The following is a 13,316-nucleotide window of genomic DNA, read 5'->3' as shown; positions in this document are numbered from 1 at the left end:
GCAGGTGCGACGGAACGCCGCCTGCTCCCGCTCATTCCCGTTGCACCGGACGCTTCTTCCGCCGGTCGCGCCAACCGATGATCGCCAGGACCATGCAGCATACCAGACAGGCGAGGGCGAACCAGTCGCCCCAGGCGGCGAAGGGGCTCGGGTACGCCGTCGTGCGGGGGGGCAACGTCACCGTGGCCACGAGCGCCGCCGGCACGTCACGCTCCGTCGCCGCCACGACCCGGCCCAGATGGTCGACATGGGCCGACAGGCCGCGATTGGCCGACACCACGAGCGGCGTCCGCATTTCCACGGCCCGGAAGACGCCGCTCGCCAGGTGCATGTCGAGCTCGCTGGAACCCCAGTACCAGGCGTCGTTGGTGAGGTTCACCAGCACGTCGGGGGTTTTGCCGGCGACTGCTAGCTCGGCGACCTGCCGGCGGATGAGGTGGGGGAGCACCGTCTCGTAGCAGATGTTGGGCGAGTAAACGACGCCATCGATTTCAATCGCCGTCGCCCCGACGCCGGGCTGGGCGCCGCCGGTGATCGGCGAGTAGTGTCGTAGAAAGGGAAGCCAGCGAACGAACGGGATGTACTCGCCGAACGGCAGCAAGTGCATCTTGTCGTAGGTGCCGACGAGCGTTCCGGCGCGATCGTACGCGGCCGATGAATTGAACTGCTCGTAGGTGAACGGAAAGTTGCGTTCGTCGGTCTGCGGCGCATCCTTCGCACGCGGCGCCCAGTAGACGCGATCGAGGCCGACGAGCACCGGCACGTTGAGCTCGCGCGTCAACTGGCCGAGGTACGCCGCCGTGCCGCCGAACATCTCGGCGACCGATTGCGTCAGCAACTCCTGCGGCGGGCGGTAGCCGTCGTTGGAGTGATGATAGGTGCGGCGGAACATCGTCTCTGGCCAAACGATGAGGCCAACCTGTTCGTTCTCGCTGACGGCTTGGCGCGAGAGTTCGGCCATTTGCACCATCACCGCTTCGTCGCGTTCGGGGGTGCCTTTCCAGTCAGCGAGCATGTCGCTTTGGATGAGGGCGACGGTGGCGGTCTTGGCTTCGGGCGACGTGTAACTTTGTTTGGTGATTTGGAATTGGCCGTAAGCGTACGCGGCGATGAAGGCGAGGATCGCTGGGGCGATCGCTGCGAGCATGCGCCCGGGAGACCTTGGGGACCGAGGGGATGAACCCCTCGGCTCGCTAATGCGGTAGGCGGCTTCGGCGATGGCGGAGGCGACCATCACGATTAGGAACGTGACGCCGTATTCGCCCAGGATGTCCGCAATTTGGATGATCGGCGTGAAGCGGATTTGCGTGTGGGCGAGCGACGCCATCAGGAAGCCAGTCATCAGCCGCGCGCGAATCCACTCTAGCCCCGTCCAGGCGATCGGCGCCGCAAGCCACAGCGGCACGCCGAGGCGGAACATCGCCACGCGGCTCAATCCCACGATCAGCGGCAGGTAAGCGCCAAGGTACCCGGCCAGCAGAAAAAGCCCGAAGATGTTCAGCTCGTGCGGCAGGCGAATCCACTGCACCGTCGCCATCCAGTAGCAGGTTCCGGCGAGCCACAAGGCGCGGTAGGGCCGCTTACCCGGCATCGCCGGCAAACGGGCGACGTAAAACCAAGCGGCGGGGCCGATCCAGGCGAGCCAACTCCAACCAATCGGCGGGTGAGCCAGGTAGCAGAGCAGGGCGCCGAACATGCCGAGCCCCAGCGTCGTCCAGCGGCCAGCGGCCACCGCTGGGGCGTCGGATTGCGGCAGGGAAGTGGTGTCCATCGGTGGCTGAGCGTCGGCCGTCATAGTCGACAAGCTACGGGGAACGCGCAAGCTTGCCAATTCCACTTGGAGTGCTGCTTGAGTACCACGTGCCTCATCAGTTCTGGCGCCGAGTAGCTCGGCAGAGCCAAGGGCGAGCTTGGCTAGAAAGAATGCTGTGACTCCCTCCCCCTTGAGGGGAGGGCTGGGGAGGGGGTCGAACCCTGGTACCCACTTCAGCCACCCCTCCTCCCTAACCCTCCCCTTCAAGGGGAGGGGACCTCAGAGTTTCGTGAGGGCGGAGCCCGGGGCTAAGCCCGTTGCAGCGTGAAGGCCGTAATCTCCGGCCGCGCGTTGAACCTCACGCGAAAGCTGTAGCCCAGCCCGCGATTGATGTACATCCAGCGTCCCGGCGCCAGGTCGTACTCGCCCGCGGAGTATCGCTTGTTCGCCACGGGCGTAATCGGCGGCGGCAGGAAGGGCGCCTTGCACTGGCCGCCGTGCGTGTGTCCCGCCAAGATCCAACCTTGAAAACCATCCCACTGCGGTTGGTCGACGCCGTCGGGATTGTGGCAGAGCGCGAGCGCGGCGCGACCCGTATCCAGATCCCGCAACGCCCGCTCAGGCTGGAAGTGCTTGCCCGCCCAGTACTCGTCGACGCCCGCCACCTGCAGGTCGCCGACCATGGCGACTTCGTTCCGCAAGACGCGAACATCCATTTTCTCGAGGCCGCGGCAGAGGGCGTCTGCCACATAGTCTTGCCGCCAACGGCTGCCGTAGTCGTGGTTGCCCAAGATCGCCAACCGTCCCCAGGGCGCCGGCGGCAAGGCCCGCATCGCGTCGAGCGTTTGAGCCACCGACTCGTCGCCGTGGCAGGTCATGAAGTCGCCCGTCACGATAATCGCATCGGGCCGCAACTCGGCGATCCGCTCGAGCGACGAGATGATGTAGTCTTGATCGACTACGGGGCCGACGTGCAAATCGCTCACCTGCACTAATCGCTTGCCGACCATCGACGGCGGCAACCCGGCGATCGGCAGCGGCCGCTCGACAACTTCGACCCAATGCGGCTCGACGCGCCACGTATAAAGCATGGTGGCTGCCGCGACGGCGCCCATCGTCTTCACCGAGCGCGCAAGAAAGCGACGCCGCGATAGCGGGTCTGACGATTGGGTCGAATGATTGGGCTCGAAGTTCAAACTCACGACGTAATTTCCCTGGCCAAGGCTACCTCTTACTCAGGTTCACCATCGGCCTGTAGCGGGGAATTGAGTATAGTTGTTTGTCGCACATTGCCCCACCTGTCGTCTTGGGCTCTTCCTTGCTTCTTGTTCATCTCAGCTTCGTGAAACGCTTGCCGCTCCTCACGGCGGCGGCCCTGTGCGTTTTGCCGGCACTGCTCGGTTGCTGGGAGGAAATTAAGTACGAACCGGGCCCGGCAGCCGTTCGCCATGAAACGGCGGACAATTCTACGGCGGAACCACCGGCGAGTGCGGTTTCCCCCGCCCCCGAGCCGGTTTTGCCGACGGAACCGGCAGAAATCGCGACCGCCGCCCCTGCCGACACGGCTCCCGTAGAGCATTCCCCCGCCGAGGCTCCTCTCGTTGAAACCCCGCCGCTCGATCTGGCGACCGAAACGCCGGTCGCGGAGCCTCCGGCCGCAGCCTCCCCAGAGGCCGTGGCGACGCCGGCCGACGCCGCTACCCAGCCCTCGCTCGAAGCCGATGGTGCGCAGCCGCCCGCGGGCGAGGGCGCCTCGTTCGACGAACTCTTCCCCAGCGAAACACCCGCCCCCGACTCTCCCGCGGTAGCGCCCGCCGAGCGGCTTGCCGTTTGGCAGGCCGCCCAAAAGTGGAGCTTCGCCGCGGCGATGTACGCCAAGCAGCTTCCGGCCGAGCGTTACGAAGCGACGCTCGCCGAAGCGGCCGCCGCGGCCGTGTCGGTCGGCGTCGAGCTCCCGCCGCTGCCGAAGGCCGGCGACGGCGCGAGCCCCGAGCAAGCGGTCGTTGCGGCTCTGCAAGGCGAACCGGCCGCGGCCGTGATCGCCTCGGCGACGGAGCGGTTCGGCCCGGCTGCCGGCGGCCTCGCAAACGTAGCGATCCGCTCGAACTTATTGCTGCTGAGCTACTCGCCGCGCCGCGGCGACGCCGCGATCCAAGCCGGCGATTTCACGGCAGCGGCCGAGGCTTCGGCGCTGCCGGCCGAAGCCTGGCAGCCACTGGCAACGCTTCTCGACGGCGGCGGCGAATACGTCGCCGTACGGAGCGCGATCTTTGCGTTCCACCGGCAGGTTGATGAATTGCTCGCTCATTAACGCTCTGGCTCCCTCCCCCTTGAGGGGAGGGCTGGGGAGGGGGTGGAACCCTGGTACACGCTACTCTCACCCCTCCCTAACCCTCCCCCTCAAGGGGAGGGGATATCAAAGTCACGTTTCCGAGGCTTCGCTACTCTGAGCCATAATCGACGCCAAGCGTCCGCTTGTAACGCCTGTAGGGCCCCACGATCCAAATTCCCCGCTAGGGGCTTCCGCATCCCCTGCCGCCTTGTGGCATTCCGTTAATTGGGATGACCTACCCTTTGGATGTGCAATGCGTCGACGCCGCACCGTCGACTCCAGCGGAATTTCTCCGGCATCGCGCCCAGGTAGTTACAAGGTGACTGTCTCATGTCGCATTCAGGACGCAAGAAAACGTTTGTCGATCCCAAGGTGCAAGGCGCCCTTGTTCGTCGATTGGTGTTTCATTGGTGTGCGTTCATCGGCGTCGCGAGTCTCGTTGCGTTCTGCCTGCAGATCATGAGCAATCCGTTCCGCTCGTTCGAGGAGCATGCTCAGCAAGTCTGGTGGACGCACGGTCCGTTCCTGCTCGTGATGTTCTTCCTGCTGCCGGTCTTCATCCTCGACACGATCAAACTAAGCCACCGCTTTGCCGGGCCGATCTACCGCCTCCGCAATACGATCCGCGGCTTGGCGAACGGCGAAGAGTTCCGCCCGCTGAAGTTCCGCGAAGTCGACTTCTGGCAGGGGCTGGCCGACGATTTCAACGCGATGGTCGCCCGCTTGAAGGGCGAGACGGTCGATCCGCCCGCGGCGAGCACGACCGCCGAAACCTCGGAGCCGACGCCGGTTACTGCGAGCTAATTCAAATAATCAACTTCTTGAGGTCCCCTCCCCTTGAGGGGGAAGGTTAGGGAGGGGTGACGGAAGCGGGTACCAGGGTTCATTACCCCCCTCCCCAGCCCTCCCCTCAAGGGGGAGGGAGCCGGAACATTCACTGCAGGCAGGCTTGCCTTAACGCCACGCCACCCCCGGGCGGAGCCCGGGGCTAGAGGCAAATTCGCGGGCGGCTTCCCGTGACCTACAGTTGCACGACGGATTTCCGCATCGCCACTCACCCTACGGATTCCCCAATGCGACGGCGCCCCAGCCTCCACCACTGCCGCGATTCGCGTCGCGCCGTCGCGGCGAGCGAGTTGGCCGTTTGCTTGCCGATTCTCGTGTTGATGGTGCTCGCGATGATCGAGTGCTGCACGATGATCTTCCTCAAGCAGTCGCTGACGGTCGCCGCCTACGAGGGCATCCGCACCGCCATCGAACCGGTGTCGACGACCGCGAACGTGCAGGCCTCGTGCAACGCGGTCCTGACCGACCGACGCGTCGTCGGCGCCACCATCACGATCAACCCGGTGAACTTTCAAGCTCTCACGCGTGGGCAGTACATCACGGTCACCGTTTCGGCGCCGGCGGCGAAGAACTCGGTGATTCCGGGCAGTTTTTTCCGCGGCAAGACGCTCACTGGCACGGCCACGATGATGAAAGAGTTTTAGGCAAGATAAAATGACGAATGCACGAATGACGAATGACGAATGCAGCGAGTTGACGCAGGTCGAACGACGATGTGTGCGCCGCCGACGGCTCATTCGTCATTCGTCATTCGGATTTCGTCATTGCCGCTCGGGCGGCATGTTGCCGTTGATCGCGATCTGCCTGCCGCTGTTCATCATTGCGGCCGCCTTCGCCGTTGACGTGGCCTACATGCAGTTGACGCGGACTGAACTCCGCACGGCGACCGACGCCGCCGCGCGCGCCGGCGCCAAGACGCTGAGCATGTCGCAAAGCCAAACGGAGGCGAAAGCCGCCGCCGTCGCCGCCGCCGCCAAGAACAAAGTCGCCGGCGTGGGGCTAAAGCTCACCAACGATCAAATCGAAATTGGCAAGGGCGCCCAATCGAGCAGCACCTCGCGGTTTAAATTCACCGTCGGCGGGACGCAGCCGAACGCCGTTCGCGTTACTGGCCGCCGCACCGCCTCCTCCGCCGCCGGGCCCGTCGGGCTGTTGCTCGGTCGCGTGCTCGGCGTCTCGACATTCCAACCAGTGCATATCGCCGCGTCGACGCAGCTCGACCGCGACATTTGCCTCGTCGTCGACCGTTCTGGCTCGATGATGTGGACGCTCAACGGTTCGACGGTTCCGGGCGGCAACGCCTGCAGCGTCCCGAACATGACGAAGAGTCGGTGGGGGTCGTTGTACACGGCCGTCAATGCGTTCCTCGAGGAACTCGACGGCACGCTCCAGGAAGAGCAGTGCGGTCTGGTTAGCTACTCGAGCAAAGACACGTCTTGCAGCTTCACCTGCAATGTCTCCGACATCAACGCGGAACTCGGCTTCAACTATCAGCCGATCCGCAACCAAATGAACACGCTGAGCAGCCGCGCCGTCAAAGGCAACACGGCCATCGGCTCGGGCATCGACAACGGCGTCAAGGTGCTCACGAGCGCCAAAGTCCGGCCGTTCGCCGTTCGCACGATGGTGCTGATGACCGACGGCCTGCACAACTCGGGCGGCGACCCAGTCGTCGCGGCCCAGAAGGCGGCACTGCAGAACATTACGATCAACACGGTAACGTTTAGCAGCGAAGCCGACATCACCCGCATGGAGAAGGTCGCCGCAGCCACCGGCGGCAAGCACTTCCACGCCGCCGACGCTGCCGCATTGGAAGCAATCTTCCGCGAGATCGCTTCGACGCTACCGGTGATGCTGACGGAGTAGCTGCATTTAGTAGCCGCGGCTCAACGAGCCGCCGGAGCAAGTTCAAAACGACGATTAAAACAACAAGCCGATTCGCCTCACGACAATGCCCCGCCGTACCGCCCGCAACTCGAAACTCGCGACTCACCCCGTCGGCGCGACTGCCGTCGAGTTTGCGATCGTTGCACCGATCTTCTTCACGCTCGTGCTCGCCAGTCTGGAGTTCGGGCGGGTGAACATGATTCGCCACACTGCGGATCAAGCGGCCTACGAAGCGGCTCGGCATGCCATGGTGCCGGGCGCCACCGCGGCCGAAGCGACCGCCAAGGCCACTTCAATGCTCAAGATCGTCGGCGCCCGCGACGCCAAGATCAAAGTCGTCGGCCCGACGGACGACACCGTGACGGTGACCATCGATATACCGATGCTCAACAACGGCTGGATTACGCCCAAGTTCTCGAAGACAAAAACGATCCACGCCACGAGCACGCTCAAGACCGAACGCCCGATCGACTAGCAGCGCGCGGTCGCCGCGGGTCAACGACCCGCCGGAGCGGTAATCGAAAGCAGTGGGCAGTTAAACGCCACGACGCCGGCGTACTGCCGCCAAGCCCAACGCAGCCACGAGCATCAGCCCGCCCGTCGTCGGCTCCGGCACTGCGGCAATGGCGCCCGCGATGCTCTGCCCAAAGTATCGCTGCCACTGCAGCAAATCATTGCCGTTGTAAGTCGTGCCGTAGCCCGTCTTCCACAACGCGAGATCGTCGGCGTCGACGCTCCAATCGCCGTCGAAGTCGCCGGGCAGCGTCACCTTCAATTTGACGGCGGTCTCTTCGTAATCGACGGCCCACATCCGTCCGCTCGGCAGCGTTGGCATGTTGAGCGTCGAGAACGTACCGCCGATCGTCGTCCCTTCGATGACTGAAAAGAAACTGCCGAGCGCTGGAGTGAAGACTCCGCCGCCGAGGTTGACCAGCGAGACGTTGAGCACGCCGTCGAGCGCCACGGTGCCGTCGATCAGCAGCCGATCGTACTGCGTTCCGGCCGTCGTGCCGCCGACGTCGATGTTGAGGGCGCCGTCGTGAGCATTGGCGAAGCGTCCGCGAATCGAAATCGTCCCCGTTGTCGAGCCGTTGCCGGGAGCGACGATCCCGCCGCGATTCTCGACTTGGCCGTCGATCGGCCCGCTGCCGGTGGCGATGCTGCCGCTGCCGCTGAGCGTGCCCCCCATCACTTCGACGTATTGAGAGTCAAGCGTTCCGCCTTCGAGATGAATCGCGCCGAACTGCTCGATGTTGATGCCGGTGAACGTCGTGAGCTTGGCGCCGGTCTGCACGCGAACCGTCATCGTCCGCCCCGCGACGCCGGAGACGTTGGCTTCGAAGGCGGTGGTCGACGCCGATACAACGGCTTCTTGGTTGCCGCTGCCGGCGTTCCGCACGTTCGCGATGCCTAGCGTCGTCGGAGCGGCCCCGCCGTTCCAACTTCCGCCGGTGGCCCACGACGCGCTGGCGGCTGCGGTCGTCCAATTCTTCTGCGACGTCACCGCATCGCTAATGTAGACGCCGGCGCTCGATCCGCCGCCGCCGTTTGAGGGAATGGGATCAATGATGATGTCGCGCCCGGCGAAAACATTCGTCCCGACGATGCCTGGCACGATATTGCCCGGGCTCGCGGGATTGGTGACGTCGAACACCAACACCGGGACGTTCGACAGCGTGACGCTGCCGCCGGTCGCCAGCACCGTGAATTGATCTATAAAGAATCCCGGCACGGCGCCCGAGCCGCCACCCGAGCCAACGATCTCTAACGTGAAGTCGGGCGTGTCGGTCTGCACGTCGATACCGAGCTGTAAGGCCGTGAGCTCAGAGAGCACCGTCACGCTGGCGCCGGTATCGAAAAAAAACTCCTTCGTACCAAGCGCGGTCCCGTTGTTCGACGCGTTCACGTTGAGAAAGTGGCCGCCTTGCACAACCGTAGGCGATGAAGGATTTTCCCAAAAGTCGAGATCTCCGCTGCCGATGCCCCCAAAGTTCAACTGGTAGAACGGCGTTGACGGCGCGGCGCCTTGCAGGCTCATCGGCGCCTTCCGCGTGATGCCCTGCGAACCGCCTGAGCCAAGCGGCAAAAAGTCGATCGCCGGACTGCGCACCGTCTTGCCGTCCGCTTCGAAGACCTGCGGCTGGCTGTTGCGGATTCGCGTAGCGTACTGACTGGCGAACGTCAGCCCGAGGATGTTCGGCAGCGGCGACTCGACCGGCAGCGTCGCCACCGAGGTGTTCGTCTGCCCGAGCAAGGTGTTCGTATTGATCGCGAGCGCCGCGCCTCCACCCGTACGATTCTGCAGCCCGGAGGCATACAGACCGAGCGGATCGCTCACGAGGGCGTCGAGCAAGCCCGTGGCGCCGCCGATTTGAATGGACTCAGTCCCTTTAAATCCATCTGGCTCGCCTGAGTAGGGGCCGTCGATGTTGAACGCGGCGTCGGCGGCGGTCGTCAGCAACGACGTGGCGGCGCCCGTGTCGAGCAGCGCAAGTTCGAACCGCGGCGAGCCGTTCTGGCTGAGGTACCCCCCTCCCACCGAAGTCGCCGCGTGCGGGGAAAAGTCGATGTCGTCGACGAATTCGTCGGTCAGCGTGATGCCGACCATCGGCAAGAAGCCGTCGATCGGCACGCCGGTCGCGCTCGCGCGAGATGCGGCGAGAGCGAATGCAAAGCCAATGACCGCTAGCGTGCGGGCCAACGAGCCACGGAATCCTGACATGGTTGCCTTTCTCATCACGCTGCGCCCGCGATCATGCCGGCGCGCGTCGTTCAGTTCCATCCCGTCCCGGGGAAAGCGCAGCGAGAAGTTCCGTCCGCCCATGGCGGCGCGCCGCGAAAAGAGTCTCTCTGTCCGTCCCCAGCGTTTGCCCCTGCCGGCCCGGCACACCCTCAAGGCTAAACCCGTGGGGAGGGAGTGTCAACGAACGGGGGCCGAACCACGGAAGCCCGCGGGGGAAATGACGAATGACGAAGCCAGAATGACGAATGGAAGACGGACGAGAGAGATGCTCGAACCCCCGAAAGGCTCCCTCTCATTCGTCATTCGGATTTCGTCATTCAGTCATTACGCGCCCTACACCGTCGGCCGGCCGATGCTGAAGTACTTATACCCCCGGCGACGCATCCGGTCCGGCTCGTACAGGTTTCGGCCGTCGAAGATCACCGGCGATTTCAGCAGCTGGTACATCTCCGCGAAGTCGGGCGAGTGGTAGTCCTTCCACTCGGTCATGATGCACAGGGCGTCGGCGCCGTCGATGGCGTCCATCCGCATGTCGCAGTACGCCAGCTTATCGCCGTAGTCGGCCCGCACGTTGTTCATCGCCTCGGGGTCGTGGACCCGCACCTTGGCGCCCTTTTCCAGCAGCCAGTCGATCAGCGTCAGGGCCGGGGCCTCGCGGATATCGTCGGTCCGCGGCTTGAACGCCAGGCCCCAGACGGCGATCGTCTTGCCGGCCAGCTCGGCGCCGAAGTGCTGCTCAATCTTGCTCGCGATCACCGACTTCTGCCGCTCGTTCACCGCGTCGACCGCCCGTAGGATCGTCGGTTCCAAGCCATGTTGAATGGCCATCGCTTCAAGCGCCCGGACGTCCTTCGGGAAGCAGCTGCCGCCGTAGCCGACGCCGGGGAAGAGGAACGCGAAGCCGATGCGACTGTCGTGGCCGATGCCCCGGCGGACGTCGTTGATGTCGCCCCCCATCCGCTCGCAGAGGTTCGCCATCTCATTGATGAAGCTGATCTTCGTCGACAGCAGCGCGTTGGCGACGTACTTCGTCATCTCCGCACTCTCCGGCGACATTGAGAGGAACGGCTTTTCGGTCCGCAGGAATGGCTCGTACAGCTGGTGCAAAATGTCGGCGACTTCTTGCCGGCGAACGCCAACCACCACGCGATCGGGCTTCATGAAGTCCTCGATCGCGGCGCCCTCTTTCAGGAACTCGGGGTTGCTCGCCACGTCGCAGTCGCGGCCGGTGAACTCGCGGAGCATGCTCGTGATCCGCGCACAGGTGCCGACCGGCACGGTGCTCTTCGTCACGACGACCGCGTCGGTTCGCAGGTGCGGGGCGAGCGTTTCGACGACGCTCCACAGGGCCGAGAGGTTGGCCGCCCCATCGGCGCCCTGCGGCGTGCCGACGGCCAGGTAGACGATTTCGGCCGTCTTCACCGCTGCCGCGAGATCGGTGGTGAACTTCAGCCGCTTGGCTTCGACGTTGTGCTCGACCAATTCGGCGAGCCCCGGCTCGTAGATCGGAATCTCGCCCCGGTTGAGGGCGTCGACCTTGGCTTTGTTGATATCGACGCAAATAACTTCGTTGCCGCTGTCGGCAAAGCATGTCCCCGTCACGAGGCCCACGTACCCTGTCCCAACAACGGCGATCTTCATTTGAATACGATCCTAAAAACCAACCGAGCGGGCCCGCGGCAGCTGCTGATGGCGGGGCATCCGTTCCGGAAAAGCTTACAGCATAGTCATCCGGCTGCGGATCGGAAACGGCGTTACCAGCGGGGCAGAACGACCAAATTCGCGCAAAGCAAGCCGAAGCGTCCCAAAGCGAGCCGAACGGTTCCAAAGCGAGCCGGAGGGTTTATCCCTCCGGTAGTGCAGCGGCGGGGCCAACCCCAACCATCACCGCTCCGGCGGCTCGTTGAGCCGCGGCTAATACCCGGCCGTACCGTAGAATGCGGCCGACTTCAGTCCCGTGCGGGATTCCACCAAGGCAACGATCGCGTCGACCTCGGCATCGGTGAGCGGAGCGACGAAGCTCTCAGCCGGCCGGCGGGCCACGGTGTAAATCTGCACCAGGCTCAAACGCCCCCCCGCCGCGGTGATTTCGTTGAGCCGGTCGCAAAAGGCATCGAGTTCGGCCGGCGTCGGCGGTTCGCCCGCCACTCGCATGAAGAGCGACTGAATCACGAGCGGCCGCACCTGGGCCGCGGCGGCAATGTTGTCCAAAATCTGCTGGAACGCGATCGGCGTCCGATCGACCAGCTTGAAGTACTCCGCGGTCCCCGCTTCGAGCTTGGCCCAAATCTCGCCGTTGTTCGCGTCGAGCGTCGCCAGCCCCCGCTGCACATGGGGCCGATGAAACATGCTCGCGTTCGTGATGAGCACCATCTTCACGTCGTCGAGCCCGCGGACGCGTTTTACTTCCGCGCACGAGGCGATCAGTTCGTCGAAGTTTTTGTAGGTCGTCGGCTCGCCGTCGCCGGAGAAGGCCATGTCGTTCAGCCGGCGGAGTTCGAGCGGCGTGTCGCGGAACTTCTCCGTCTCGTAGATCTCGCCCGAGGAGACGAAGTCGAGCATGTCGCCCAGCTCCGTCACCAGGGCGTCGAACTCAACGAAACGAGTCTCGCTCTGCCGGGTCCGATCGACCTGACAGTAGATGCAATCGAAGTTGCAGATCTTGTCTGGATTGAGATTCACCCCGATCGAAATCCCCCGCGACCGGCGACTAAGCACCGGGTAGACGAAGCGGTTCGAATCGAACCGCCGCTCGTGTCGCGTGTGGAGTTGATGGGACGGCATATGGAGCGGGGCAGGGGAGGGAATGACGAATGCGTGACACGGACCGTAGATGGCGGGTTCGCTCTCCCATCATACGATGAACGCCACTCAGCGGCGAACGGGCCGCTATCCCCGCTCCGGCGGGTCGTTGGCCCGCGGCTACTTGCTGCGATAGCAGTTCTGGCGGCTCGAAACTCCCCGCTCTCCCCAACTCCTTTCAACTTTACCGAATATGCCGCCGATACCTATTGCACGAGCTGTTTGATCCAGCGACGCCCCGCGCGGCGCCACGGCTCGGAGGCTTCGTCAGATTGGGGGCGAAGCCGACAGGTCGACCGCTCTGCTGGTCGATCCCGCGATTCACAGGGGGGGAATTCGATGAAACAATGCATTGCATTGGTGGGGCTGCTATGCCTGTTGGCTAGCGGCTGCGCCTCGTCTGGGCTCACAGGCTGCGGCGATGGCTGCGGCGTCGCTTCGAACCGCCGCGCTCCGCGGCCGCTGATTACTCGCAGCGCTGCCCGTCCGATGGGCAAGTTCTTTGACAAAGACACCGGCAACTGCCAACTCGCTGGCTGCGATGTCGCTTGCGGCGAAGCCTGCGGCGGCTGCGAAGGTTGCTGCAACGGCGGACCGTGCAGCATGTTGGCCGAACGGATTGCCGGCGGCGGTTGTGGCGCTGGCGGCTGCGGCCCAGGCGGATGCGGCCTCGCTGGTTGCGGAGCCAACGGCCTCTGCCCGCATGCGGGCGGCTACCCCGAGTACCCGACCTACAACCCTGGTCCTCCGACCGGCCAAACCGCGTACCCGTACTACACGACCCGCGGTCCGCGCGACTTCCTGATGGCCAATCCGCCGACGATCGGCCCGCAGTAAGCGAGACGAACATCAGCTTAGCCCCCGGTCGCTGACCGGGGGCTGATCGAAACGCGCGAGCACGGAAGCTCGCGATTCAGCCGCCCAGCGCGCAAGGAAGCGCGCCGGCGGCTGTT

Annotated in this window: 11 protein-coding genes; 6 read left to right on the top strand and 5 right to left on the bottom strand. The window is 64.4% G+C overall.

Going from position 1 to position 13,316, the window contains the following annotated elements:
- Positions 1–31: 31 nt before the first annotated feature.
- Together lnt and PLANPX_RS00550 are read right to left on the bottom strand one after the other, a co-directional pair.
- Complete coding sequence (gene lnt / locus PLANPX_RS00555; protein WP_172991770.1) at positions 32–1,771, bottom strand: apolipoprotein N-acyltransferase; 1,740 nt, start codon at positions 1,769–1,771, stop codon at positions 32–34.
- 290 nt (positions 1,772–2,061) lie between these two features.
- Positions 2,062–2,844 (bottom strand): metallophosphoesterase, encoded by a 783-nt coding sequence (locus tag PLANPX_RS00550; RefSeq protein ID WP_172991769.1) that lies wholly within the window; start codon positions 2,842–2,844, stop codon positions 2,062–2,064.
- Positions 2,845–3,095: 251 nt separating this feature from the next.
- Here PLANPX_RS00550 and PLANPX_RS00545 point away from each other — a divergent pair, with 251 nt between their 5' ends.
- The 5 genes from PLANPX_RS00545 to PLANPX_RS00525 all read left to right on the top strand — a co-directional run bounded on the left by PLANPX_RS00545 (position 3,096) and on the right by PLANPX_RS00525 (position 7,293).
- On the top strand, positions 3,096–4,064 hold the full coding sequence (locus tag PLANPX_RS00545; protein ID WP_152096842.1) for a hypothetical protein: 969 nt from the start codon (positions 3,096–3,098) through the stop codon (positions 4,062–4,064).
- A gap of 351 nt (positions 4,065–4,415) precedes the next feature.
- On the top strand, positions 4,416–4,889 hold the full coding sequence (locus PLANPX_RS00540) for a hypothetical protein (protein ID WP_152096841.1): 474 nt from the start codon (positions 4,416–4,418) through the stop codon (positions 4,887–4,889).
- Positions 4,890–5,158: 269 nt separating this feature from the next.
- Positions 5,159–5,575, top strand: a complete 417-nt coding sequence (locus PLANPX_RS00535; RefSeq protein ID WP_152096840.1) for a TadE/TadG family type IV pilus assembly protein — start codon at positions 5,159–5,161, stop codon at positions 5,573–5,575.
- A 136-nt stretch (positions 5,576–5,711) separates the two neighbouring features.
- Positions 5,712–6,797: a vWA domain-containing protein gene (locus PLANPX_RS00530; RefSeq protein WP_172991768.1), complete on the top strand. Its 1,086-nt coding sequence runs from the start codon at positions 5,712–5,714 to the stop codon at positions 6,795–6,797.
- An 85-nt stretch (positions 6,798–6,882) separates the two neighbouring features.
- Positions 6,883–7,293: a TadE family protein gene (locus PLANPX_RS00525; protein WP_152096838.1), complete on the top strand. Its 411-nt coding sequence runs from the start codon at positions 6,883–6,885 to the stop codon at positions 7,291–7,293.
- Between the two features lie 60 nt (positions 7,294–7,353).
- Here the strand turns inward: PLANPX_RS00525 and PLANPX_RS00520 are convergent, their stop codons facing one another.
- The 3 genes from PLANPX_RS00520 to PLANPX_RS00510 form a co-directional block, all read right to left on the bottom strand.
- Positions 7,354–9,540 carry an aspartyl protease family protein gene (locus PLANPX_RS00520; RefSeq protein ID WP_172991767.1) on the bottom strand — a complete coding sequence of 729 codons (2,187 nt, stop codon included), beginning with the start codon at positions 9,538–9,540 and terminating at the stop codon, positions 7,354–7,356.
- A 354-nt stretch (positions 9,541–9,894) separates the two neighbouring features.
- A complete protein-coding gene (locus tag PLANPX_RS00515) occupies positions 9,895–11,202 on the bottom strand; it encodes a UDP-glucose dehydrogenase family protein (protein ID WP_152096836.1) in 1,308 nt (435 codons plus the stop codon).
- Between the two features lie 273 nt (positions 11,203–11,475).
- Complete coding sequence (locus PLANPX_RS00510) at positions 11,476–12,345, bottom strand: radical SAM protein (RefSeq protein WP_152096835.1); 870 nt, start codon at positions 12,343–12,345, stop codon at positions 11,476–11,478.
- 357 nt (positions 12,346–12,702) lie between these two features.
- Between PLANPX_RS00510 and PLANPX_RS00505 the strand changes: the two genes are divergently transcribed.
- Positions 12,703–13,200, top strand: a complete 498-nt coding sequence (locus PLANPX_RS00505; RefSeq protein WP_152096834.1) for a hypothetical protein — start codon at positions 12,703–12,705, stop codon at positions 13,198–13,200.
- Positions 13,201–13,316 lie beyond the last annotated feature (116 nt).

The organism is Lacipirellula parvula (assembly GCF_009177095.1).
GTDB classification, from domain to species: domain Bacteria; phylum Planctomycetota; class Planctomycetia; order Pirellulales; family Lacipirellulaceae; genus Lacipirellula; species Lacipirellula parvula.
Note: the sequence above shows the minus strand (reverse complement) of the source record. Positions and strands in the feature narration are given on the sequence as shown.

Coding starts and splice junctions, on each gene's coding strand:
- lnt (WP_172991770.1), bottom strand. CDS start 1,771: ATGGACACCACTTCCCTGCCGCAATCCGACGCCCCAGCGGTGGCCGCT.
- PLANPX_RS00550 (WP_172991769.1), bottom strand. CDS start 2,844: ATGCTTTATACGTGGCGCGTCGAGCCGCATTGGGTCGAAGTTGTCGAG.
- PLANPX_RS00540 (WP_152096841.1), top strand. CDS start 4,416: ATGTCGCATTCAGGACGCAAGAAAACGTTTGTCGATCCCAAGGTGCAA.
- PLANPX_RS00535 (WP_152096840.1), top strand. CDS start 5,159: ATGCGACGGCGCCCCAGCCTCCACCACTGCCGCGATTCGCGTCGCGCC.
- PLANPX_RS00530 (WP_172991768.1), top strand. CDS start 5,712: ATGTTGCCGTTGATCGCGATCTGCCTGCCGCTGTTCATCATTGCGGCC.
- PLANPX_RS00525 (WP_152096838.1), top strand. CDS start 6,883: ATGCCCCGCCGTACCGCCCGCAACTCGAAACTCGCGACTCACCCCGTC.
- PLANPX_RS00520 (WP_172991767.1), bottom strand. CDS start 9,540: ATGTCAGGATTCCGTGGCTCGTTGGCCCGCACGCTAGCGGTCATTGGC.
- PLANPX_RS00515 (WP_152096836.1), bottom strand. CDS start 11,202: ATGAAGATCGCCGTTGTTGGGACAGGGTACGTGGGCCTCGTGACGGGG.
- PLANPX_RS00510 (WP_152096835.1), bottom strand. CDS start 12,345: ATGCCGTCCCATCAACTCCACACGCGACACGAGCGGCGGTTCGATTCG.
- PLANPX_RS00505 (WP_152096834.1), top strand. CDS start 12,703: ATGAAACAATGCATTGCATTGGTGGGGCTGCTATGCCTGTTGGCTAGC.